Source organism: Pseudomonadota bacterium (assembly GCA_018823285.1).
Lineage (GTDB): Bacteria > Desulfobacterota > Desulfobulbia > Desulfobulbales > JAGXFP01 > JAHJIQ01.
Map to the genome: position 1 here is coordinate 112676 of JAHJIQ010000014.1, position 22999 is coordinate 135674.

At 54.8% G+C, this 22999-nt stretch carries 21 protein-coding genes; 12 read left to right on the forward strand and 9 right to left on the reverse strand.

The features are described 5' to 3' along the window. Positions 1–231: 231 nt before the first annotated feature. Positions 232–2619, reverse strand: a complete 2388-nt coding sequence (locus tag KKG35_04655) for a sucrose synthase (protein ID MBU1737410.1) — start codon at positions 2617–2619, stop codon at positions 232–234. A gap of 150 nt (positions 2620–2769) precedes the next feature. On the opposite strand from KKG35_04655, the gene KKG35_04660 reads away from it, so the two are divergent. Both KKG35_04660 and KKG35_04665 read left to right on the forward strand, forming a co-directional pair. After that, positions 2770–3615 (forward strand): carbohydrate kinase, encoded by an 846-nt coding sequence (locus tag KKG35_04660; protein ID MBU1737411.1) that lies wholly within the window; start codon positions 2770–2772, stop codon positions 3613–3615. 170 nt (positions 3616–3785) lie between these two features. Beyond that, entirely contained in the window at positions 3786–3962 is a 177-nt protein-coding gene (locus KKG35_04665; protein ID MBU1737412.1) for a hypothetical protein, read from the forward strand. 68 nt (positions 3963–4030) lie between these two features. Here the strand turns inward: KKG35_04665 and KKG35_04670 are convergent, their stop codons facing one another. Beyond that, positions 4031–5575 carry a CDP-alcohol phosphatidyltransferase family protein gene (locus KKG35_04670; GenBank protein ID MBU1737413.1) on the reverse strand — a complete coding sequence of 515 codons (1545 nt, stop codon included), beginning with the start codon at positions 5573–5575 and terminating at the stop codon, positions 4031–4033. A 264-nt stretch (positions 5576–5839) separates the two neighbouring features. Between KKG35_04670 and KKG35_04675 the strand changes: the two genes are divergently transcribed. Continuing rightward, positions 5840–7489 (forward strand): DUF3592 domain-containing protein, encoded by a 1650-nt coding sequence (locus KKG35_04675; protein ID MBU1737414.1) that lies wholly within the window; start codon positions 5840–5842, stop codon positions 7487–7489. 28 nt (positions 7490–7517) lie between these two features. Here KKG35_04675 and KKG35_04680 read toward each other — a convergent pair whose 3' ends face one another. Beyond that, the gene (locus tag KKG35_04680; protein MBU1737415.1) at positions 7518–8621 is read right to left on the reverse strand and encodes a hypothetical protein; all 1104 of its coding nucleotides are present in this window, start codon (positions 8619–8621) and stop codon (positions 7518–7520) included. Between the two features lie 167 nt (positions 8622–8788). Continuing rightward, positions 8789–8959 (reverse strand): hypothetical protein, encoded by a 171-nt coding sequence (locus tag KKG35_04685; GenBank protein ID MBU1737416.1) that lies wholly within the window; start codon positions 8957–8959, stop codon positions 8789–8791. A 308-nt stretch (positions 8960–9267) separates the two neighbouring features. On the opposite strand from KKG35_04685, the gene KKG35_04690 reads away from it, so the two are divergent. From KKG35_04690 to KKG35_04725, 8 genes are all read left to right on the forward strand, one after another. After that, positions 9268–9678 carry a hypothetical protein gene (locus KKG35_04690; protein MBU1737417.1) on the forward strand — a complete coding sequence of 137 codons (411 nt, stop codon included), beginning with the start codon at positions 9268–9270 and terminating at the stop codon, positions 9676–9678. Positions 9679–9762: 84 nt separating this feature from the next. Further along, positions 9763–11103, forward strand: a complete 1341-nt coding sequence (locus KKG35_04695) for a hypothetical protein (GenBank protein MBU1737418.1) — start codon at positions 9763–9765, stop codon at positions 11101–11103. Positions 11104–11299: 196 nt separating this feature from the next. Beyond that, entirely contained in the window at positions 11300–11908 is a 609-nt protein-coding gene (locus tag KKG35_04700) for a DUF502 domain-containing protein (protein ID MBU1737419.1), read from the forward strand. Between the two features lies 1 nt (position 11909). Further along, the gene (locus tag KKG35_04705; protein MBU1737420.1) at positions 11910–12743 is read left to right on the forward strand and encodes a GntR family transcriptional regulator; all 834 of its coding nucleotides are present in this window, start codon (positions 11910–11912) and stop codon (positions 12741–12743) included. A 140-nt stretch (positions 12744–12883) separates the two neighbouring features. Then, positions 12884–13267 carry a hypothetical protein gene (locus tag KKG35_04710; protein MBU1737421.1) on the forward strand — a complete coding sequence of 128 codons (384 nt, stop codon included), beginning with the start codon at positions 12884–12886 and terminating at the stop codon, positions 13265–13267. Beyond that, positions 13234–13653 (forward strand): hypothetical protein, encoded by a 420-nt coding sequence (locus KKG35_04715; GenBank protein ID MBU1737422.1) that lies wholly within the window; start codon positions 13234–13236, stop codon positions 13651–13653. Before KKG35_04710 ends, KKG35_04715 begins: the two co-directional genes overlap by 34 nt. Positions 13654–13747: 94 nt before the next feature. Further along, on the forward strand, positions 13748–14125 hold the full coding sequence (locus tag KKG35_04720; GenBank protein ID MBU1737423.1) for a hypothetical protein: 378 nt from the start codon (positions 13748–13750) through the stop codon (positions 14123–14125). A 184-nt stretch (positions 14126–14309) separates the two neighbouring features. Then, positions 14310–15491, forward strand: a complete 1182-nt coding sequence (locus KKG35_04725; GenBank protein ID MBU1737424.1) for a nitroreductase family protein — start codon at positions 14310–14312, stop codon at positions 15489–15491. A gap of 587 nt (positions 15492–16078) precedes the next feature. Here the strand turns inward: KKG35_04725 and KKG35_04730 are convergent. The 5 genes from KKG35_04730 to KKG35_04750 form a co-directional block, all read right to left on the reverse strand. Then, complete coding sequence (locus KKG35_04730) at positions 16079–18202, reverse strand: RNA-binding transcriptional accessory protein (GenBank protein MBU1737425.1); 2124 nt, start codon at positions 18200–18202, stop codon at positions 16079–16081. A 323-nt stretch (positions 18203–18525) separates the two neighbouring features. Next, positions 18526–18855, reverse strand: a complete 330-nt coding sequence (locus KKG35_04735) for a type II toxin-antitoxin system HicB family antitoxin (protein MBU1737426.1) — start codon at positions 18853–18855, stop codon at positions 18526–18528. After that, entirely contained in the window at positions 18839–19099 is a 261-nt protein-coding gene (locus KKG35_04740; GenBank protein ID MBU1737427.1) for a toxin HicA, read from the reverse strand. The genes KKG35_04735 and KKG35_04740 overlap by 17 nt, the downstream gene beginning before the upstream one ends. A 115-nt stretch (positions 19100–19214) precedes the next feature. Next, positions 19215–21155, reverse strand: coding sequence for a HAMP domain-containing histidine kinase (locus KKG35_04745; protein MBU1737428.1), 1941 nt, complete (start codon positions 21153–21155; stop codon positions 19215–19217). Next, positions 21152–21850: a response regulator transcription factor gene (locus KKG35_04750; protein MBU1737429.1), complete on the reverse strand. Its 699-nt coding sequence runs from the start codon at positions 21848–21850 to the stop codon at positions 21152–21154. The genes KKG35_04745 and KKG35_04750 overlap by 4 nt, the downstream gene beginning before the upstream one ends. 228 nt (positions 21851–22078) lie before the next feature. Here KKG35_04750 and KKG35_04755 point away from each other — a divergent pair. Beyond that, positions 22079–22999 (forward strand): VWA domain-containing protein (locus KKG35_04755; protein ID MBU1737430.1); only part of this gene is annotated, 921 nt, incomplete at its 3' end.

A 22999-nucleotide genomic window follows, 5' to 3' on the forward strand; every position in this document is an offset into this window, starting at 1 on the left:
GGATTGGTTTGCTGTCATAAAATGATTCAGAGTTATGGCGGCATTCCATGATGAGAATTCAGAAGTCAGGAGCCAGGAGCCAGAATGACTGATTATTAATTTTTTCTCCTGGCTTCTGACTTCTGGATTCTGCCTTCTTGCAGGATACAGGCACGAAAAAGTCGCTAAAACCCTTTATTGCCGTGAGATGAACCAAACTCAGAAAATTGAGTTTTAAAAAAGCCGGCCTTTTTATTTCTTCTCCTCAAGTTTTGCTGCCAGCGGCCGGAACTGGAGATGGTAGAGCATCTCAAGGTAGCGGCTTGTTTCCTGGCGGTCGAGGTTGGTGGCGAATTTCCAGAAGCCGTAGATGCAGGTCAGCGACAGCAATCGTCTGGCGTAGCGTTCCCAGGTGTAATGACTCCGGACCCTTTTGATCGCGCCCTCGGAGAGGTCATGCCAGTGTTCCGGGTCAGTTTCACAGCGGGCGAAGAAATCTGCAATGATCCCGGCGGCCGCATCGCCGTGGTTGGGATTGATATGAAAGCCGGACACCCCGTTTTCAATGATCTCCAGGGGGCCGCCGTAACTGGTGGCAAAGGTGGGCAGGCCGGAGGCCATGGCCTCGATCACCGTCAGACCGAAGGCCTCGAAGAAGGCGGGCTGGATAAAGGCGGAGCGGCGGTCGGCCAGGTAGCGGTAGAGTTCGCCGGTGAGGTTTTTGTCGAGGCGCATGCCGAGCCAGCGGACCTCGCTGTCCAGACCATGCTCGTCAAAGAGGGAGTGCATGCGGTGGATCTGGGCGCGCTCCTCGTTGTCGGCGGAGTTGTCCGGGTTGACCGTGCCGCAGATCAGGAGCAGGTTGGTTTTCTCCCGCAAACGCGGATTTCCGGCATACCACTCGACCAGGCCGGTGAGGTTCTTGATATGGTCCAGACGGGCCATGGAGAAGATCAGCGGCTTGTCCTGATTTTCGAGAACGCCGCGGCTTTCGGCCCTGGTGCCGCCGAAGACCAGCTCATCAAGTTCTGCGTGGAGGGTGGATAGGCGCCGCTCTTTTTCGGAGTAAGGAAAATAGACATCGGCATCGGCACCGGGCGAGACGATGTTGAATTTGGGATCAAAAACATTGATCCCGCTGACCACCCGCTGCAGGCCGGGCATGGTGAAGGCGGAGTAACTCTCATACTGGCCCACCATGTTGTCGCTGCCGGCGATCTCCTGGTAGGTGCTGGTGATGATGAAGTCGGCACCATTCATGGCGATGAGATCGGCGGTGAACTGACAGGAAAAATGGTACTGCTCCTCCATATCCTGCCAGTAGAGGGCGGAGTAAAGGTATTTGGTTTTTTCCAGCGCATGGGCGATGGTGCAGTGGGTGACTCCGAGACGCATGGCCATGAGGGTGGCCACCAGGTTGCCGTCTGAGTAATTGCCGATGATCAGATCTGGGCGGCGGCCCAGGCGGGCCAGGACTTCCCGTTCCGCCTCCAGCGAGAAGCGTTCCAGATAAGGCCAGACTTCGAAACGTGATATCCACTGCGGGATGATGGAGCCGTCTCTGGTGCGAAAGGGGATGCGGACAATCTTGACGTTTCTGGTGCCGCTGACCAGCTCCTCAGGCAGGTTGCAGGTAGTGTCGCCGGCTTCGGGAAGCAGGCGGGTGAGGATGATGATCTGCGGCTCAATATCAAGGCCCTGCTCATGGATCCGGCAGCGCATCTCCTTTTCCAGGGCACGGACCTGGTCGAGGATGTAGACCACCTGGCCTCCGGTGTCGGGCAGGCCAAGGACGTTTTCCTGGCCGAAATAACCGTGCGGGGAGAGAATCACCACGTTGAAGATCATCGGGATGCGGCTGAAAAATTGTTCCAGGGAGCCATGGTCCGGGGCTTCAAGGATGTCGGCGAGCAGGCTGAAACTGTCAATGATCCGGTCAACCCGGCGCCCCCAGCCCGGCTCAAAACCCATCGGTTGAAGCCTGGTGCTGACCTCCTGCCAGGTTGCGGCGCCCGGCTGGTTGGCCAGAAACTCCATACCGGTGCGCAGGGCCTGCTGGAGGTCCGACATGTTCCCGATGGTGTCATTGATCATAAAAGGAATACCGCCATAGCCATGAACTTTCAGAAAGGAGAGGATCAGCTCATCGCCCTTGGCGAGATCATTGGCCAGACGACTGGAAAAACGACGGTTCAGAAACTCGACGCCATGGCCGATGGAGCGGGTCTGGGTCATCTTGGGGAAGTGTCGCTCAAAGGGAGTGAGGTCGATTTCCAGGATCCGGAAGCCGGGGTCGCTGGTGACCAGCCCCTCCTTGAAAAAAAGAAACTGCGAGACGGAAACCTCTTCAATGGTCATGGCCTCGAAGTGGAAGCGCAGATAATGCCAGTGAGCCACCCGGGGCCGGACGTCGAGATAGAGCCATGGTGAGGCGATGGCGGCCTCCTGGGTGTGGGCAATGGCCTCGGCCAGTGGGGATTCAAGGAGGTCTTCATTGCCGGTATCGCTGCAGTAGAGGGTGAAGGTATCCCAGAGCTCGGTGCGCAGCATCAGGTTTTTGCCGGTTTCCTGGAAGCGGCGAAACAGACTGTAGACGACATCTCGATTGTCCCGGATAAAGTACATCAGGTTGTCAATCATGGCTTTTCCTTGGTTTTATGAGAAGGCGGCAAAGGGGCGACAGACCCGTTTTTTGCACTCCGGGGCCAGGTGACCTATACTAAAAAAAACTGCGGATGTGTTCAGACTATCATAAAGCATTCAGCACAGGTAGGGCTTATGGTAAAAAAATTGATTGTTTCAATCGGCGAGATCGTCTGGGATGAGTTTCCGGATCACCGTGTTCTGGGTGGCGCGCCACTGAACGTGGCCTATCATCTCCAAGCCCGGGGGCTGCCGGTACTGGCGGCCGGCCGGATCGGGGACGATGATCTTGGGCGCCTGACCCTGGCCCGAGTCAGAGCACTCGGCCTCGCCGTGGACGGAATCCAACTCGATGCAGAGTATCCCACCGGCCGGGTGGTGGTGACAGTCGACAGCCGGAATGAACCCCATTTCGATATCGCGAAACCCGCCGCCTGGGACCATATCCGGGCTCCGGCAGTGGAAAAGGTGGTGGCAGGCCGCCCCTTCAATCTGGTGTGCGGTACATTGGCTCAACGCGAGCCGGAAAGCCGGGCAGCGATCCGGCGCCTCTGGCGACAGGCCGAAACCATTTTTTATGATGTCAATCTGCGCCCGCCCTTCACCTCTCTGGACCATGTCCGGGACTCGCTGCAGGCAGCCCGGGTGGTCAAGGTCAACAGTGATGAGCTGGCCGTTTTGAATAAAGCCCTGGTCGGCAAAGAGGGGAGTGAGGATGAGATTGCGGCATCGCTCCTTGCCGCCTTTGACCTTGAACTGCTTGCGGTGACCCGGGGCAGTAATGGGGCAATGCTTGTCAACTCCGGGCAGTGTTATACCCACCCCGGTTTTCCGGTAAAGGTGGCCGACACCGTGGGCAGCGGGGACGCCTTTTTCTCAGGGATTATCGCCGGTTACCTGGGAGGGATTGACCTGCCGGAATGTCTTCGTGAGGCAAACCGTCTCGGTTCCTATGTGGCCTCGAGACCGGGGGCGACCCCTGCCTATCCCTGAAACCTGAAAACGTCATCCCGGCCTGAACTGCCGATTGAGTCATTATTTGCGAGCTAAAGAAGCGGTAATCTGCTACGGATAATTGATGAAAGCGATGTTGCGGCTGTGTTATATTCCCGAAACTGAATGTGCAGTTTCAATCTCAAACCCGAAGGCCGGATTTACTCTCAATGCTCAAGAAAGTTGAAATTATATTATGGACCGTTTCGGCCGCCTTTTCCTTTGGCGTTTTTCTTGCCGTGATCCACACCGAGATCCTCACTTCCTATGCTAAGCTGTTTGCGGCAATTCTCCCGGTTGTTTACATCAACGCCGTCGGCGTCCACATCTGGAACAGGATAAAATAACAATCCGGCGCTCCACTGCCGGCGTGTCGCTTCTCTCCTGAAACAAAAGCGTGGAATAAACAGGCAGGTCAGTCGACCCCGTTCTTGACCGTGAAATACGTCCGGTAGCACGCATCCAAAATATAAATGCCGATGGGAACCGCCAGGAGCCACGAGCAGAGGTGAAAATATACAATGAGTTCCCGGGAAAAATGGGAGCTGACAAAAGGTTGCTGGAAGATAAGGACCAGCAGCATGGTGAAACCGGCAAGCATCGTCGGAATCTGAAAGTATTTGTACAGCTTGTGTTTCAGTGAGTTTGAGTGGCTGATAAAATCAAGCTTGCTGTACATGAGAAGCGAGATGAGAACAATTGAAGATGCTAAAAGGTAGATGTTCTCAAAGAAGGTGAATGCGACCAGCACCGAAACAGCTCCCGTCGGCGAAGGCATCCCGACGAAATCGCTTTTGACGCTCTTGTCCTCTTTCTGTTCTGCAAGTTTGGTGAAATATGCCAGGCGAAGATGAACATAGATGAAATAGACGATGGCCAGAACGATCCCCAGATGGGACAGGGCGCCTTTCAGTTCCGAAAAACGCAGATAGATAATGACCGCGGTGGCCAGTCCGAAGGTGGATAGATCGGTAGACGAATCAAGAGCGGCCCCGAACTCTGAGTGCGCTTTTAATTTTCGGGCAAGAGGGCCGTCAAAGGCGTCGCAGAGAGCTGCCGACATGATCCAGAAAAGGACGACAAAGGAACGGTGCTGGACCTCCACCTCCGGCATCGCGAAAAACACTGCGGTAACCCCGCAAAGATAATTGCCGAGGGTGAATAGATTCGGAATCATTACAATATACCACGGCTTGTTTGACTCTTTCCTTTGGGACTGGGTGTAGGCATTGACATAGGAAAATGACCGGAAGAAAGGAAACAGGGAGATCATCGTGCAGAAGCACAAAAGAATGGTTCCCCACAGCATCATATTGTCCGGGAATGCCTGGGCGATGACCTCAAGAAAGATGGTGCCGGGCAGCATATCCACCCGCAGGAGAAAAATATAGAGAACGGTAAACTGGACCCCGGCCTTGATCTTGCCCATCCATTTGGCGCCGACATCTTCGCCCCGCCGTTTGAGACGGACCCGCTGCAGCATGCTGATGATTTCCCGGCCGAAGATGATTATTACCCCCCACCAGCGAAAATCACCATAGAGATATGCCGTGACCGCAAGACAGAAGGTCACCCATTTGTCGGCCGCCGGATCGAGGGCCTTGCCGTCTTCGGTAACCGCATTCCACTTACGGGCAAATTTGCCGTCGAGATTATCCAGGATGCAGATCAGGGCAAAGGAAAGATGGAAGCTGAAATTTGCCAGGGGATGATGGAGAGCGGGAAAGTAATGGACACAGAAGATCCAGAGGCCGAGCGGAAAACGCATCAGGGAGATGATGTTTGGAATCTGCCTGGTGTAACGACCGAACAGGGGGTGCCGGTGATCTTCGGGCTGCTTTTTTTCAGGACCGAGCAGGATCAGGGTCGTCAGGGTAAGGGTGCCGAAAACCAGAATCAGGTTCGTGATCCCCTGAAAGGCATAATTGGTGAGATAGAATTGCATCGCTTGATCAAGCATTGAGTACCTGTGAGTAGTTGAGAACCGGAAAATTTAAGATCCCAACCTATCAGCCAGAAAAATTTCATGCAATATATGATTTTGCCGGCGGGTCCCCGAGACGGCAATCGATTATTGCGACGGGATCCCGATCCCTGATTGATATGTCCCGTGGGATTTGCTTCCGTCCGACGGATATGATTAGAATGATCCCATGACGCACCACATGGAACAAGGTATGGCGGATTGCATCATTAGTTGCCGCCGGTTATCTCAGGGAAGATAATGTTTGACGCGATCTTCAGTTCAATGAAGGCCTGGAACAGTGTCTGGATGCTTTTCGGCGGATTGCTTCTGTCCGGTATCGGCGTTCTTCTGATCTGGGACTTTATTTCAGTCCGAATATATCGACGCCGGGTTTACGGGCGAATAGTCGGGGTCCGGGTGACCGGGGCGAGAACGCTTGCGGTTGATGAAAATGAGGTACCGGTCCAGGAAGAATCAGAGCAGACAACGGGTGCCGGGGGCAAGCCACAGGAATCGTATGCAGAGCAGTTCCGGAGAAGTCCCTTCAGTACCTTTTTCGCGTCGCTCTTTGTCCTGCTGATCATCTGTGTCCCCGTGTCGTTTCTGGTCTTCGGGGCCTGGCAGTCGTATGATGTGTTGACGCTTCGTGCCACCGGGGTTCTCGCGCCGGCGGTGGTGGTCGATATTGAAAGCCGGTCCGACGATGGGAGCACCACCTACACACCGGTCCTGGCCTTTAAGGATCTGCATGGAAAGCGATGGAAACTTGCCGACCGACTGAGCACTGCCAGAAAGAAATTCAGGCGGGGTGACAAAACCGCGGTTTACTATGACCCGGAAAATCCGAAACGATTCATCATGAACAATCTCCGCCGGTATATGCTGTTCAACCTGATCTTTATGGCCACTCCGTTTGCACTCTATGGCCTGTTGCGTTACTCGGCCAGCCGCAATAAAAAGGCGGCCGCCGGCAGAAATAAAAAGAACTTTACCTCGGAGATGTACCGCCCGGTTTTCGAATTTGAAAATCTGCAGGGTGAATCGGTTCAGGCCGACGGTGACTCGTCGGGCAACTGGATCAGCGATAAGATCCCCGGCAGCGGAGTCAGGCTTCTGGTTGATGACGATGATCTTGATACGGTGCGGCGTCCGGGCAGAATTGGTCTGGTCATCGGGCTCGTATTTGCAGCACCTGGACAGCTTTTGATTTACGGTGCGGTCGCTCACTTTGAGTTCAATCTCTACAGCGCGCTGATCGGGCTGGGTGTTCTCGGGTATGGAGCTTATAAACTGAGCGGGATCATCAAGCCGCGCAGTGAATGGGAAACAAAGGATGCTTTCAGGTCAAGAATGAGAAAGGAGCGAGTCAAAAAACACCGGGGAGGACGACTGCTGACTGACCGGGAGATCCGGGAGCGGGTAAAGTATCATGACCGCAACGCCCTGCTCTGGAGTCCGCTGGTGGCGGTCATCGCCCTGGGGTTCTTGATCGGCGGCTGGTATCTGTACCTGGCGCTGCAGGGCTTTACCGGGAAGGCCCTCGCCGCAGAGGGCGAAGTGGTCAGGCTGGAAAGCCGTCGCAGTGCAGGGAGTGATTCCGGCCCCAGCTATTATCCGGTGGTCAGTTTTATCGCTGAAAGTGGAAAGGAAGTCCTCTTTACCGACCGGATCGGCATGAACCCGCCGCTCTATCAGAGTGGTGAGTCGGTGAACGTTCTCTATGACCCTGGTCACCCGGACAAGGCGATGATTGATCGAGGGCTTTTCAACTGCCTGCCCGCTCTTGCCCTGTTCGGGGCAGGGGGGCTGATGGGCTGGTGGCTGATCGCAATCCTCGCCGGTGTCCTGCGCCGGAGAAAATATCTGAATGAGGCGGGACTGCTGGTATCTTTTGTTTGTAATTTGTAATTATATCAAGATATTACCTTGCCGTTAATCACTCCTCCATCACCAGAGAAATTGAGTAATCGCTGTTCACCCTGAAGTTGCGTTCCGGCAGGTCGATTGGTTCCATGGCCTCCGGGGAGGCGAGGATCACATCGTTCCAGGTCGAGGTGCGCGGGGGAAAAGACTCGTTGAGCTTCTTGATGATCGGATTGCTCTCATCATCTCCGATATAGGTAATCTGGAGATAGACCGGTGTGTATTTGACCATGTTCGGGAACTCGACCGTATAGGTGATGGTGGGGATGGTCCGGTCACTCGTGTCGTGGCTGTCCCTCTCGGGCTGGGCGTAAATTTTTTTATGGCCGAACATTCGCCGGATCACCCGGCCGAGCAGAACTTTCTCAGGGGCGACGGTTTCCATGATCTTGCTTCTGAAGTACTCCTGTGCCGGCAGGAATTCTTTTTCATAGCCCCGGGTGATTCGGTTGACCATGAACCCGCCGATGAAGGAAGAGAGAATGATGATCAGAACGAACGAGTTGGCGACCCTGGAGAATCGATAGCCGGTTACTTCCCGGAACCTGGCAAGAACAATTCGATGGGAAATGTCCCGCTTAAGCTTCATCTCACTGCTATAGGCCCTGGCCAGGGTGTACATGATCAGGTACATCAGGGAAAGCCCGAGGGCGGAGAGGAACATGAAGAACAGAGCGAGATAGATGTTCTGCAGCTCGATATTCTGGTAATAATCCGACAGGAAGGGGCGGTACAGGGCAACGACGTCGAAGGTCTCGTCAAACCGTTCGGCAGCCGGGGGCGGCGAGGGGAGGACTCGGAAGGAGAGATATTCATCCTGGAGCGGATCGTAGAGATTTGCCGTTTCGTCATTTATGGCATAACCAAGCAGGGCGCCCCGGTGGGAGACATTCATGGTCAGGAGCATGAAGGGCTTCTGCAGGAGGGCAAAGGTCATCACAAAGGCGATCAGGTAGAACATGCCCCAGTTCAGGACCAGTTCAAACCTTTTGGCCTTGAAGCCCCAGATCATGGCGGATGTCATGTTGACCCCGGCAAGTTTTGAGAAAAACCGCAGTGCGGCATACCCGGTACCGAAGAAAAATCCGAGAAAGAGCAGAATGCCGAAAGAGTTCATAACGATATTCTCAGTTACCACATGCCGGAAAATGGCGGCGTCTGGCCCCTTTCAGGATCCTGGATCCACGCACTCTCTGCCAGAAGGTGAACGATGCTCAAACCTTGCAGATAATATCCGGCAGGATGGATCAACTCCAGAAAAAATAATGAGATCTGAAAACACTCTCAGTGTTTGACAACGCCGCCCATGTTGACGCATTCGATACAGTATTTCTGGTTTGACGAAGGACTCTGGCACTTGGGGCAATATTTTTTGCCGCAGGCCTTGCATTTGCTGAGTGAAGAGGGGTCGGTTTTTTTTCCGCAGAGTCCGCAGCTTGAAGCGTTTTGGGTCATAGGGCACCTGTCTGTAGAGGGTAATCATAAATATGTGAGCTAGTCATTTGTGCCTTCCGGCGGTTCCGATGGCGCATCCTGGGAACTGCATCGCTCGGATACATTCGATACTAGCATAAAACATGGGCGGATGTGAATGCGGTTTTTTGTTCATCGGCAAGATTGTGCTGTGTTTTCCTCTTAATATTTCCGTTGCTGAAGAGAGCTATCACAGAGAAGATGATTATAGTAGAATGGCTTTTCAGAAGATGGTCAGGTGCCGTCCCGTTATTGAACACTATTTTGCTGAAACTATTGGAATAAAAAAGATGAAGATTGATATTACCCGGAAACCACCGGCTGATCTTTTCAAAAATCATGGCAGGTACCGGCTGGGGGCAGCTCTATTCCTTGCCCCTTCGCTCTGCGGTCTGCTGCTGATCGCCTGGATTATTCTGTCGGATTCCCCCCCGAGCGACACCCTGGAAATGGTGGCTTTTGGTCTGTTCGTGGTGCCGGTTCTCGGCTTTTCCTTTTTCGGTGGGAAGCTTCAGGCTTACAAAGGGCTGAATCCTGCGGAGATAAAAGAACTCGCCGCGCTGATGGAAAAACATCCCGAAGTCAGGGAGTATTGTGCAAAGGTGACAGAAACCGGCCGACAGCCGATCATGGCGGAGTTTGAGGCCTGCCGGGAATGGGCCGAAGATGTGGATTTTAAAGCCGAAAAGAATATTTTGTGAGTGAGACTCCGAGGCTGTTGTGCGGAGGGTGTGAGCGAATGCTGGCGGTAAATGAAAATCCCAAATGAAGATCAACAGGAGAATATGTCCAAGAACACTATTATCGAATTAACCCCTTTCCGTGCCGACCTGACCCGTGCCCTGGCCCGCCGGGGAGAGCGTCTGCTGGCCTCATCCGATCTCGCTTCCGAGGTCGCGGCTCTTGAACCGCTCGAGGCGTATTACATCATCAGAGAGATCGGGCTGGACCAGGCCCTGCCGGTTCTCCTGGAACTGAACAAGGAGCAGCTGGAGGCGTGTATCGATCTCGACTGCTGGAACCGTTACGATTTCGCCCCCGACAGCCTTGATCAATGGATGACCGCATACTCTCAGGGCGGCGCTGAATCGCTGGCGAAGGCCTTTTACTCGCTCAATTTTGTCGAGCAGCTGCTTTTCCTGACCAAGACCATCACCGTTTATGATCCGGATATCGATGAGGTTCCGCTGGAGGATGAGGAAGAAAGCGAGCGCCCCAGGGTCATGACTCCGGACGGTTTTTTTCTCCTGGAGGCGAAGGAGGGACCTGCGCTGAAGATCCACCCGTTCACGGTGCTGGACGCCCTTTACCGGTATGACCCCGACTCCGCTCATCATCTTCTGCGCCAGGTTCGGGTGGACCTTCCGACCCAGATTGAAGAAGAAGCTCTGCGCTTTCGTACCGGCCGCATGGAAGATCTGGGTTTTTCCGCCCCCGATGAAGCCGCCGTTCTTTTTTCTAGGCCTGCCGACCGCGAGGCCGGGCCGCAGCACCGGGAATTATTCGACAGCAAAGTTGCCCGGCTGCCTTCGCTCTATGCCGCGCCTTTAAGCGAGTCCAGTCTTCTTGAGCAGGCCCTGTCCCTGATCACCGATCATGATGCTCTCTCGCGCCTGGAGCAGGAGATCGTCTGGACGATCAACAGCGCGGTCATCGCCTATGGCGAAACAACAAAAGAGATTGAACAGATTGTCGATATTGCCGAGCGGGTGCGTGACACCATTTCCCTGGGGCTGCAGATATTGCTGGCCGCTGAAGACCCTCCCTGTCCACCGGACAGTGCCGAGGCTCCGGCCAGGGCCTCCGCACTGCTCGATGTCTGGTGCGTCACCGATCTGTTCCGGCATGGTTTTGCGGCAACCATCGGGCTGCAACAGGAGGTCCGGCAGGCGATGGCTGAGCCTCTTTTTCTTGCCTGGTATGAAATGCCGGATGCGGAACAGTCGGACGAACCGGAAGATCGGAACGATCGCGCCTTTGTCGCGGCACTCCAGGGCCATCATCCATTGCGGAGTGGTTTCGATCCGCAGAAGATCGAGAGGGTCATGGCCTTCGCGAGCCCGGATGAAATCGAGGCGGCTTCGCTCCGGTTGCGGAAACTGGTGGAACAAATCTGCGGCAGTTGATTTGCCGGGACCATCCGTGAGAATATTTTGCAAGAAAGCAATTAAATATTAAGCTTAAGTTGAGCAGCTCGTCTGCCCGTACCGATTAGTTAAGTTAAGCAGCGTGCCTGCTTATACGAAACTATTGCCCTTGGGCGAAAGCGAGCATGCGAGACTTCGAGACTTATACCCGAAGGGTGAAAGGATCAATCCGAATATGGCCTCATTACGCGACTTCAATAAAACCTTTCTGACCGGCCTCGTGGCCCTGTTGCCGATCACGGCGACGATCTACCTCTTTTTCTGGGTCATCGGCTCCGCCGAAACCTTTTTCGGGCCGCTCCTGAAGTTTGTGATGCCGGACCACTGGTACCGACCGGGCATGGGGCTTGCGGCGAGTCTTGCGATGATCTTCGTGGCGGGTCTCCTGATGCAGTCGATCCTGATTACCGCCGTTATCAACAGGTTCGAGGGAATCATTTACCGGGTGCCGCTGGTCAAGAGCATCTACGGCGCGACCAGGGAATTTCTGACCTTTCTGATGGAAGGAAAGTCCAAGGGGCCGCGCCAGGTGGTGACGGTGGATTTCAACGGCATGACCCTGGTCGGTTTTGTCACCAAACGGGACCTTTCCTTTCTGGGGAGCGAGATGGCTGCCGGCAAGGTCGCGGTCTATCTTCCCTTCAGCTACCAGATCGGCGGCTATACGGTTTTAATCTCATCCGACAAGCTCACTCCTCTGGATATTCCCATCGAGAAGGCGATGCGTTTTGTGATGACCGCCGGGATCATCGAAAAGGAAAAATTGCAGTCCCCAAAGGTGTGATATGGCAGAGATCGGTAAAATAAACAGGCTTACGGTAAAAAGAGTGCGGGATTACGGGGTTCACCTCGATGGTGGGGAGTCGGGCGATATTCTGCTGCCGTACAAGTATGTGGCGAAGGATTGCCAGGCGGGTGACGAGGTTGAGGTCTTTGTCTATCAGGACAAGGAGAATCATCTCCGGGCAACCACCAGCAAGCCCTTTGCCACGGTGGGCCAGTTTGCCCGGCTGCGGGTTGCGGCAAAGTCTTCGGCCGGGGCCTTCCTCGACTGGGGGATGCAGAAGGACCTGCTCCTGCCGAAGAGCGAGCAACCGGCAAGGCTTGATGAGGGCAAGGCGTATAACGTCTATATTTTTCTGGACGAGAAAAGCGGCCGGATTACCGCCTCGGCCAAGCTTGACAAGTTTCTTGACCGGAAACCGGCAAGCTATGAAGAAGGCGAGGAGGTGAGTCTCTTTATCCTTGAAAAAACGGAGCTTGGCTACCGGGCGGTTGTGAACCATGCCCATACCGGCATGCTCTATAAAAACGAGATCTTCCAGCCGCTTTCCATCGGCCAGGAGCTTAAGGGATACATCAAGAAAATCCGCGAAGACGGCAAGCTCGACCTCTGTCTGCAGCAGGGAGGGTATGGGAAAATAGACGATGTCTCAAAGAGGATTCTCGACACCATCCGGAACCATGGCGGCAAAATAAAGGTCACCGACAAAACCCCGCCGGAAGAGATCTATACCCTGTTCGGGATCAGCAAGAAGGTGTTCAAAAAAGCCGTCGGCGCCCTCTACAAGAAAAGGCTGATCACCATGGACGACTTCGGGATCAAGCTCATTCGATAAGGTTGGGTAGACGGGAACTGCATCATGCCCAACGCTGGCTCTGATAAAAAAGGCCCCAGGGTTTTTTTGCGGGAAAAAGTTTTTTGATTCCGGGTAGTGATTGTCGCGTTTTACCTAAATCGTTCGGCTGGATATTTTATATGGTACTCCAAACAAGTTTTCTCGTACTTGGGCTGATTATCCTCACCTCAGGTGCCGAGATATTGGTTCGAGGCGGGGCTTCACTTGCCAGACGCCTTGGACTTACACCCCTGGTCGTGGGCTTAACCGTTGTTGCTTTTGGGACGAGTGCTCCAGAAATGGTTGTAAGCGTTGGCGGTGCAATGAAGGGCCATGGCGATATCGCTGTCGGAAACGTTATAGGGTCTAATATATTCAATATTGGGGTCATTCTTGCCATAGCATCCATAATTTCCCCGTTACACATCAAACTCGGTCTTATTAAACTTGATGCACCTTTCCTGGTTGTAAATAAAGAAGGATTGTTTTTATGGCTTACAAAATTCATTGGCACGTACTACTGACTCATTTTCCACTATCGCTCTTTGGTGTAGCCTTTTTCTTCCAGGCACTGCACCTTTTTGTATTTCCTGAGTGCTTTGAGCTTGCCACAAATATCGTACTCGTCGGAGGGACAATATCTCTGATCCCAACTACCATCACCGGCCTTCATACGTGGAAGCAGAATTACAAATCTGCCAATGTACCTTTGTTTCGAAAGAAGATCACAATTGCAGTCGCTCTTCTTGCCATAAGTAGTTCTCTGGTGGTTTGGCGTATAGCATATATTGGGACACAACAGATTCCAATAACAGGATTTGTGCATTGGTTCTATTTGGCCGGCATTACCATTCTCATTCTCGGTGCTGGGGTCGAGGGCTTCTATGGCGGACAATTGAATCACCACTGATATAATAAAAAGGCGGCTAACCAATGGGTAGTTCGAAGCCAAAAACCTGGAGGTTATAGCACGGCTCACCGGCAACGTTCATAAGAGATAAAATATGCAGGTATCTTTATTTTGGGCAGCAGCAATTATGAGCATTGTTACCTTTTCTGTTCATACATTTATTGGTGGCCCACGTGTTGCCATACCATTATTGGCTGATGCCACTTTGCCAAAAGCATCAAAATGGCTGAATTATTACTGTTGGCACATCACAACAATTTACACACTATTTATGGGGGCAGCTTATGCGTATGTTGCCTTATATCCTGACCGTCCAGAGTTGGTGGTATTTTTAACAGTTTTGAATACAGCTCTATCACTGCTTAGTGCTGCGGTAGCTCGAAAGGGAGGTATTAATCCGTTTCGATTCCCATCAACTTCACTTTTTGCTGTGGTGTCAGTCCTTGGTCTTTTGGGATTAATAACGGGATGAAAATCTTATAACCTTAAGGAGCAACCTGACTGCGGGTACGTTGGCGGTGCTAACGCCGTAAATGTGGGGTGGCGCGGTCAGGTTACCCGAAACCTTCGGCGGGCGAGCATGTCGGCGGTGTGTGCGACAATGTGGATGACAAGCCGATGAAGATGTTGAAGCCAGCCCCATGGGGACACTCCTCATGAGCAAGACGGTACAGAAGCACCCCGTTCGACTCAGCGTCGAAGAACGGGAAGTGCTGCAGCGGATACCATCGTTCCTTCGTGGATTGTTCACCGCATTCTGGATGATGAAACGGCGACTCCAGTTCACAGGATGGTTGCAGTACCTGATCCCAATGTTCCTGTCGTTGCCGTTCCTGGCCATCGGGCTTCCCCTGTATTTCTTCGCGCACCTGTGGGCATCGCTGCCGTTCCTGGTCCCGGCCGGGCTGTTGCTCCTGGCAGCCGTCCTCGACATCCTGACGGTGAAGTGGCACATCCAATTCCCCGAGCGTTGTCCTCGTCGTAACGACGGCCTGGACCTCTTTGATGTGATGCGGGCCCGGCACTCCTGCCGTTCTTTCCAGACCGGAAGAATCTCCGATGAAGATCGTGAAGCCCTGTGCGCCTCCGCCAAGGCCCACCTTGCAGAACCCAAGTTCGGTGACGGCCCCATCCGACTCGAATACATCGCCGGCCCGGTCACCGTTTGGCCCCCGGTCAATGCCCGCGAGTTCTTCATTGCCATCGCCCCCAAAGAGTATGATCGCCGCGCCGTCATGGACGTGGGCCGCACCCTGCAGCATGTAGTGATGGACGCGACGCGGATGGGCATCGGCACCTGCTGGATTGGGCAGGGCGCCGACCACGCCAGCATCATTAAGCTGCTCGGAGACCGCTTCGACCCCGCCCAGGACAACATCATCTGCGTCTGCGCCATCGGCTACGCCTCGCGCTACATTCCCGCATTTATCCGATTTTTCAACGCCAAGTTCAGCAACCGTCGATACCCTTTCAATGCCCTGTTCTTCACCGACCCCGCCTGCACCAAGCCCCTCGACACGACGACCGCCCCGTTCGACCGGCTCGGACGCACGTACGAGATCTGCCAATGGGCCCCGTCAGCCTACAATGGACAGACCACGAGGTGTGCTGCGGTGACCGACAACGCGACGGTGATCCGGTTCGACTTCTTCGCCGCCACGATGAGCCGCTACTACGCCGCCGTCGCCGTCGGCATCTGGACCGCGAACTGGGAGATGGGTTGCCAGGCCCAGAGAATCACCGGTCGATGGGAGTTCCTTGACCCCACGACCGTGGAGGCAGGAGAATTGCCGCGGTACGACATCAGTTGGTTGCTGGACCCACCGCTTGACGCCTAATCGAGTAGACGGGGGGTAACCCCCAGCCCCCACACCACCTAGCAAGCGGGTCTACCCCAAGTGACGTCCGGGGGGCGAGACCATAGCATGGGCGACGAGCGGATATTGGGAGAATCAGATTTTGTTGAAGCTGCACTTTCTCAAGCAGAAGAAGCCCTTGAGAGACGCTATAACTGAGGTCTCTTGGGCATGATTTGCCTTGTCTAGCAGAAAGGGCTGCGGAAATTTTTGGGATAGACGTAGAAGAGATATATTCCCCAGGGCGCAAAGATCGTAAAGTGAAGGCGAGAAGTCTTGTCTGCTTCTGGGCTGCGAGGGAACTCGGGATCTCATTAACGGAATCAGCTCGAACATTCGGAATGAGTGTCCCCGGCATCGGCTATGCGGTGGAAAGAGGCGAAAAGCTCGTGAAGCGGAACAAATTCACTTTGTCATAATTTGTTAGTTATTTAGGATCGTCCCGGCAGTTTCCGGCAGTTTCGTTATTTAGGATCGTCCCGGCAGTTTTACGGCAGTCCGGCAGTCCCGGTAACCGGCAGCGAACCAACTTGCGCAGAATACTTTATTTAGACCTGCTTGCTGCGAGGTCACACTTCCCGCAGGGAAAGTGAAATCCTTTTTCTCGCCGGATCGATTTCAAGCACCCGAACCATAACCTGCTGGCGGACCTTGACCACTTCCGCCGGATCTTTGACGAAGCGGTCGGCCAGTTGGCTGATATGAACCAGCCCGTCCTGATGGACGCCGATATCGACGAAGGCCCCGAATTTGGTGACGTTGGTGACGATGCCGGGCAGCCGCATTCCCGGATGGAGATCATCAAGGCTGTTGACCCCTTCGGCGAAGGAAAATTGGCTGAAGGTCTGCCGCGGGTCGCGGCCCGGTCTTGCGAGTTCGGAAAGAATGTCGTTCAGGGTCGGCAGTCCCACCGCATCGGAGACATAACGAGCCGGATCGATTCTGTTCCGCATCTCCTCCCGGTCGATCAGGTCGATGACTCCGCAGTTGCAATCTTTCGCCATCTGCTTGATCAGGGCATACCGTTCGGGGTGGACAGCGCTTCGGTCAAGCGGGTCAACCCCGTCCCTGATCCGTAAAAACCCGGCGCATTGCTCAAAGGCCTTGGCCCCCAGACGCGGGACTTTCAGCAATTCCTTGCGGCTTTTGAAGGGGGAGTTTTCATCCCGGTATCTGATGATGTTTGCCGCGAGCACCGGACCCAGCCCGGAAACATGGGCGAGCAGGGCGGCGCTTGCGGTGTTCAGCTCGACCCCGACACTGTTGACGCAGCTGACTACGGTATCCTCCAGGCTTTTCTTCAGGGCCGCCTGATTCACATCGTGCTGGTACTGGCCGACCCCGATCGCCTTGGGATCGAGTTTCACCAGCTCGGCCAGCGGGTCCTGCAGACGGCGGCCGATCGACACCGCGCCGCGGACGGTCAGATCGAGGTCGGGGAATTCTTCCCGGGCGATCTCCGAGGCGGAGTAGATCGAGGCGCCGCTTTCATCGACCATGGTGATGATGATTGCCGGGGGCAGTCCGAGTCCGCGGACAAAGGATTCGGTTTCCCGCCCGGCGGTGCCGTTGCCGATGGCGATGGCTTCAACCTGAAATGTGCCGCACAGTTCGCTGACGGTTTTCTCCGCTTCCCGGAGCTGGGTCGCGCCAAGGGTCGGGTAGATGGTGGTGTGGTGCAACAGTTTTCCCTGCCCGTCCAGGCAGACCAGTTTGGCGCCGGTCCTGAAACCGGGGTCCAAAGCCAGAACCCGTTTCCGGCCAAGCGGCGGGGCGAGAAGAAGCTCTCTTAAGTTGTCGGCAAAGACCCGGATCGCTTCATTATCGGCCTTTTCTTTCAAGTTCGCGCGCAACTCGTTTTCCAGCGACGGGGCGAGAAGGCGTTTGTAGCTGTCGGCAACGGCAAGCTGCATCTGGTTTCTGGCCATGTTGCTGCTTTTCACAAACCTTTTGCGCAACAGGTCGATGGCCTCATCTTCCGGCGGGCGAACGGCAACGGTCAGCACTTTTTCGTTCTCCCCGCGCAGCATGGCGAGCAGGCGGTGGCCGGGGATCTTCCCGACCGGTTCCTGCCAGTCGAAATAGTCCCTGAATTTTACCCCTGACTCCTCGTTTTTTTTGACCACCCTTGACGCGATCACGCTCTTGCCGGCAAAGAAATTCCGTAAAACAGCTCTCGCGGCGGGATCTTCACTGACCCATTCGGCGACGATGTCCCTTGCCCCGGAAAGGGCGTCGTCAACGGATAGCACCTCCTTTTCAGGGTTCACGAATTTCTCGGGGGTAACCGGGCTGTTGTCCTGTCTGAAGATTGCGCGGGCGAGCGGCTCAAGCCCCTTTTCTTTGGCAATGGTGCCTCTTGTTCTGCGCTTCGGGCGGTGCGGCAGGTAGATATCTTCCAGCACGGTCAGGTTTGGGGCGGCCAGAAGATCCTGGTGCAGCTTGCTGTCCAGCAGGTTCCGTTCGGTAAGCGAACCGATAATTGCCTGCCGCCGCTTGTCGAGTTCGGCGAGCTGGGCAAGACGATCGCGGATCGCGGTGATCTTTGTTTCATCAAGAAGGCCGGTCGCCTCTTTCCGGTAGCGGGCAATGAACGGCACCGTGCCCCCGTCGTTTAAAAGGGCGGCGACGGCGGCCACCTGGCCGCTCCTGATCTGCAGTTCCTCGGCAATAATCTTCTGGTAGTTGGTCATGGTTGGTCTGTCCGGAAAGTGAACAGTCGGTTTGCTTAAAAGGCTGATCGCAATGTGACTTTGTAAAATAAGGGGCTGCCATACTGCAGATTTGGCAGCCCCGCTTGATTTGGTGGTTTCGTGCTTATTGCACCCTTCGGGTATAAGTCTCGAAGTCTCGCATGCTCGCTTTCGCCCAGGGGCATAAGTTTCGTATAAGCAGGCACGCTGCTTAACTTAACTAATCGGTACGAGCAGACGAGCTGCTCAACTCAGCTTTGCACCCTTCGGGTATAAGTTTCGTACGAGCAGACGAGCTGCTCAACTCAGCTTTATCTTTTGTATCAGTGGCTCAGGCGAGAGCTGACCAGCCGATTGATACTGACTCCGGATTCAGCTGCCTGGATTGCCAAACTGCGGTGAACTTCGGGTGGTAAGCGAACCATCAGTTTTCCACTATAGTTTTTGTTGGCAATCGGTTGTGGAATTTCCTCACCGTTTTGTTCCATATCTTCGATGGCTTGAGCGACGACATTTCGTATACCCCTCAAAGCAGACTCCGGAGTTGCGGCAAGCCAGCTCAAGCTTGGAAATTCCGCACAGAGACCGACATATTCCCGGTCATCTTCAGACCAGGTGACCCGATAGGTGTAATGGTCATTTTTTAAGGGCATTTTCCACCTCCATTCTTTCTATGGCTTGCAGGACCTGTTTGACCTGATACGCTTTTGCTTTACCTTTGCTGTTTTGAATATTCACGCGGGGGTTCCCATGCCACGGGGTTTTGTATACTCTATGACTACTTCCTGTCTGCCTTGCTTCACCAAAATAATGATCGCATATTTTGCATAAATCTGCAAAGCGGACATTGACAGGGCTTTCCTTGATCTGTTTCAGAATATCTTTTAGCGGCGCCATATTGCCATGATATCACTATTGATACTATTGTCAAGGTCGGGAGATATGGTTTTTAGACGCACAACCGGCACTTTTTACTCTTCATTCTTCACTCTGCACTCTTCATTTTTCAACTTCATTTTTCTGGCAGGGAAACCGTTACCGTGCAGCCGGCGCCAGGGTTGTTGGCGATCGAGACGGTGCCGCCCATGGCGACGGTGAATTTCCTGACCAGGGCAAGACCGATGCCGGTCCCCTTGGTCTGGCGGGTGAGGGCGTTTTCGACCCGGTAGAAATCGTCGAAGACCTTCTTTCTTGCCTGCTCGGGAATGCCGGGGCCGGTATCGGCCACCGAGATGAGCACTCGTTGGCCGCTTCTCTCCGCCTTCAGGGTGATCTCCCGCACCGGGCTGCGGCTGCCGAACTTGATGCTGTTTTCAACCAGATTTGTGAGGATCTGGACCATGATCTCCCGGTCGTAACTGAAGGGTTTGAATTCGTCCGGGATTCTGGTCGTGAAGGTGAAATCCTCCTGGCGGAGGCGATCGTGCAGGATATCTTTCACTTCGCTGACCACCTCGGAAAGATCGCCCGGTCGAAGGTTCACCGAACGCTGGCGCTTCTCCAGTTTGGCAAATTCCAGCACGTTGTTGATCAGTCTGACCAGGCGGTTGCTTTCCGAGCCGACGATTCGGAAATACTCCTGCTCCTGCTCGGGGCTTTTGGCCATGCCCTGTTCCAGCATCTCGATATAGAGGCGGATATTGGTCAGCGGGGTCTTCAGCTCATGGGTCACCGACGAGACGAAGCCGGTTTTTCGCTCCGACAGGTCGTGGATCACCCGGGCGCTCTGGTAGACGGCAAGAAAACCGAGGAGGACGATCACCGTGAGGCCGATACTCATGATCAGGAGGGTCCGGCGGCCTGATGAGGCGGGGATCTTGTCGCAGCTGAGGGAGGCGGAGATGAATGAAAAGGGGCGGGGAAAGGTCCGGCCAACGGTGTAGACCGGATCGCTTGCCGTAATCCCTGCCGCAAGATTCGCGGTTTCGGCTTCTTTGCCGGTCACCGCAAGCTGCAGGGCGGTGAAGCGGGCCATCGGTTCGTTCCGGAAGTAACGGGTGGCCAGATGTTCGAAGAGGGCCGGAATTCTGATCACAAAACCCTGACGGTATGACTCCCCCTGGAGAAGGATATTCCTGAAGATAAAGGCCCGCTCCCGGTCGATCAACAGAGACTGCAGGGGCGAGATCTCGACCTTGAAGGTGCTGCGGCGCGGCTCGATCGCATCCAGAGCCCCGATATCCGTTTCCGCTTCCACCGCCTGATCGGTCATCCGGTCGATCATGGGTTCGGCGGCCATGTTGTCCCGGCCTGCTCCCGCCAAGCCCTCCATCATTGGCGCAGGGGCGGCGGCGGGTAGGTTGTCGGCCCGGTAGCTGTTGGAGGCAAGAGCATCGAAGTCGGCCTCCAGGGATTTCAGCGAGGGTTTCCGGGTCGCTATTTGGCTGGCCTGGGAGATGGTGATCTCTTCGACCCTCTTTTCCTCCTGATTTACGGCGGTCCGTTGCCGGCTCAGATTCGCGCTTGACAGGTAACGTTCGGCAAAAGAGGCCTCCTTTTTCTTATTTGCGAACTGTTCCGCCCGGACAGCCGGTTTGACTACCGGTTCCGGGCGAAGCACCGCCGTTTCTCTTTTCCGGTTGAAGAGTTCATTGACTTCCCGAAGCTCATCATTGACGAGGACGAGATCTTTTTCAGGGTCATCCATCGGGCTCCGGAAGGAGCCGTCGGGGCCGTTCTGGAAATAGCCGATGATGAAATCCTCTTTCGGGCGGGCAGCGAGCGGGGCGGTAGCGCCTGGTCCTTTGCCGTACTCGTCAACGGACCGGCCTTCCTCGCGATTGATCAACTGGGAAAGATCAACTTCCATCTGGTCGAGGATGGTTTCGGCAAAGAAAGCGAGCTGGGAGGTCTCTTCCCGGGCCAGACCGTCGTAGGTCCGGGTCACCAGCCAGACCAGTGGGACGGTGAGGAGCAAGGCGAAAACGATCAGGATGAGTCGCAGTCTCTTCATGAACAGGGCTCCAGCCGGTACCCTTCGCCCCGCACTGTTACGATCAGCGGGGTGTCGCCGAAGAGCCGGGAAAGTTTCTTCCGCAGTTTCTGGATATGAATATCGACGGTTCTGGTTTCGATATCAGTGACCGTATAGTTCCAGACCTCGGAGAGGAATTCCTGCTTGGAGATGATCCGGTCTCGGTTTTTGTGGAGATAGGAGATGATGTCCAGCTCCCGGCGGGTGATCTCTTCAGATCGGTTGTCCAGCACAGCGACAAGTTTCACTGAATCGAAGGTGACGGGGCCGATCACCAGATTTTCCGGGGCGGGCGCTTTGCCGCTTCGGCGCAGTAACGCCTCAACCCGGACCATCAGCTCCCGCAGAGAAAAGGGTTTGTTTACGTAATCATCGGCCCCGGCGGTAAAACCGGTCACGATGTCGTCCTCCGAGCCCTTGGCGGTCAGCATCATGATCGGCTGGTCGGGTTTTTTCAGCCGCAGTTCCCTGCAGATGGAAAAGCCGTCCAATGATGGCAGCATGACATCGAGGATAACCAGATCAAAGCGATCGGCAAGGGCGGTGTCAAGCCCTTCACGACCGTCTTCGCGGCCGGTGGCCTGGTAGCCGTTAAAGACCAGAACATCGAGCAAACCTCTTAGAATCGCCGGGTCATCTTCCACCACCAGGATGTGTGTTTTCTGCTCTGCCATGGTCCTATTCCTTCGTAACTATTCAGCGTAACGTTCGGAAAAAACTAACCCCCCGGAACAGTTACTATACCTTCCCTATTATAGGGTGAATGTAAAGCGGCAAAATGTAAAACTTTTGTAAAAAAATCAGCTAGATGTTTTGCATTTCTTTGCATTGAGCCTGGGGCCTGATGCAACTACCCTGAAGGCAGGAACAAGGAAGATTAACCCTGAAACGAGGTGAACAAGATGCAGAGAAAACAGTTGAGAACATTATTTCTGTTGGGTGTGATGATTGCGGTGACCTGTTCGGCCCTGGCATACAGCGACGGGAAGATAAAGATTCCCGTGATCCAACCGGTGAAGATGACGCCGGTCAAGGTAAAAGCGGGGCAGGGGATCGTGACTCTTTCCGGCAACATGGTCCAGAACAAGGTCGTCTATAACGGCAATGGTGAAGTGGGGTTGGAGCTCACCATGACCGCGGCTGATGTCAGTCCGGTTATTGCAGCAAACGGTGGCAAGGTGGACATGGTTCTGGTGCTCGACCGGAGTGGGTCGATGCAGGGCGACAAGATCAATGACGCGCGGCGGGCGATGCTCGACCTGATCGACCGGATGACCGAGGGCGATCGGCTGGGCATTGTGTCGTACGCAAATAATGCCGGGGTGGACTTTCCGCTGCAGAATATGACCCCGGCGAACCGGGAGCGAATGAAGATGGCGGTTTCGCAGATTGAAGCGGGCGGCGGCACCAACCTTGGCGAAGGGTTGCAGCTTGGCTTGAGTCTTCTCGAGAGGGCGGTCCGGAGCGGCAACCAGAATCGGCTGGTCCTGATTTCGGATGGCCTCGCCAACCAGGGAATCACCGATCCTTCCGAGCTTGGCCGGATCGCGGGCAGAGGGGCGACCGCCGAGAGAGTGACCAGTACCGTCGGGGTCGGCAATGACTTCAACGAGATCCTGATGACCTCCCTCGCCGATCACGGCACCGGCAAATATTATTACCTTGAAGATCCGGGTGCGTTTGCAGCGGTTTTTCTGGAGGAGTTCAAGCGGGTGGTGGCGACGGTGGCGTCCGGTCTGGAGGTGAAGGTTCCCGTGACTGACGGAGTCCGGTTGGTCAGTGCCGGAGGGTATCCGGTGACCACTTCCGACGGAATGGCCTCG

What these genes read in the sequence shown, in the direction of transcription:
- KKG35_04670 (MBU1737413.1), bottom strand. Translation starts at nt 5,575, where the DNA reads ATGCTTGATCAAGCGATGCAATTCTATCTCACCAATTATGCCTTTCAG.
- KKG35_04730 (MBU1737425.1), bottom strand. Translation starts at nt 18,202, where the DNA reads ATGACCAACTACCAGAAGATTATTGCCGAGGAACTGCAGATCAGGAGC.
- KKG35_04750 (MBU1737429.1), bottom strand. Translation starts at nt 21,850, where the DNA reads ATGGCAGAGCAGAAAACACACATCCTGGTGGTGGAAGATGACCCGGCG.
- KKG35_04655 (MBU1737410.1), bottom strand. Translation starts at nt 2,619, where the DNA reads ATGATTGACAACCTGATGTACTTTATCCGGGACAATCGAGATGTCGTC.
- KKG35_04725 (MBU1737424.1), top strand. Translation starts at nt 14,310, where the DNA reads ATGAGCAAGACGGTACAGAAGCACCCCGTTCGACTCAGCGTCGAAGAA.
- KKG35_04710 (MBU1737421.1), top strand. Translation starts at nt 12,884, where the DNA reads ATGGTACTCCAAACAAGTTTTCTCGTACTTGGGCTGATTATCCTCACC.
- KKG35_04745 (MBU1737428.1), bottom strand. Translation starts at nt 21,155, where the DNA reads ATGAAGAGACTGCGACTCATCCTGATCGTTTTCGCCTTGCTCCTCACC.
- KKG35_04690 (MBU1737417.1), top strand. Translation starts at nt 9,268, where the DNA reads ATGAAGATTGATATTACCCGGAAACCACCGGCTGATCTTTTCAAAAAT.
- KKG35_04735 (MBU1737426.1), bottom strand. Translation starts at nt 18,855, where the DNA reads ATGCCCTTAAAAAATGACCATTACACCTATCGGGTCACCTGGTCTGAA.
- KKG35_04715 (MBU1737422.1), top strand. Translation starts at nt 13,234, where the DNA reads ATGGCTTACAAAATTCATTGGCACGTACTACTGACTCATTTTCCACTA.
- KKG35_04720 (MBU1737423.1), top strand. Translation starts at nt 13,748, where the DNA reads ATGCAGGTATCTTTATTTTGGGCAGCAGCAATTATGAGCATTGTTACC.
- KKG35_04700 (MBU1737419.1), top strand. Translation starts at nt 11,300, where the DNA reads ATGGCCTCATTACGCGACTTCAATAAAACCTTTCTGACCGGCCTCGTG.
- KKG35_04685 (MBU1737416.1), bottom strand. Translation starts at nt 8,959, where the DNA reads ATGACCCAAAACGCTTCAAGCTGCGGACTCTGCGGAAAAAAAACCGAC.
- KKG35_04705 (MBU1737420.1), top strand. Translation starts at nt 11,910, where the DNA reads ATGGCAGAGATCGGTAAAATAAACAGGCTTACGGTAAAAAGAGTGCGG.
- KKG35_04695 (MBU1737418.1), top strand. Translation starts at nt 9,763, where the DNA reads ATGTCCAAGAACACTATTATCGAATTAACCCCTTTCCGTGCCGACCTG.
- KKG35_04740 (MBU1737427.1), bottom strand. Translation starts at nt 19,099, where the DNA reads ATGGCGCCGCTAAAAGATATTCTGAAACAGATCAAGGAAAGCCCTGTC.
- KKG35_04675 (MBU1737414.1), top strand. Translation starts at nt 5,840, where the DNA reads ATGTTTGACGCGATCTTCAGTTCAATGAAGGCCTGGAACAGTGTCTGG.
- KKG35_04665 (MBU1737412.1), top strand. Translation starts at nt 3,786, where the DNA reads ATGCTCAAGAAAGTTGAAATTATATTATGGACCGTTTCGGCCGCCTTT.
- KKG35_04680 (MBU1737415.1), bottom strand. Translation starts at nt 8,621, where the DNA reads ATGAACTCTTTCGGCATTCTGCTCTTTCTCGGATTTTTCTTCGGTACC.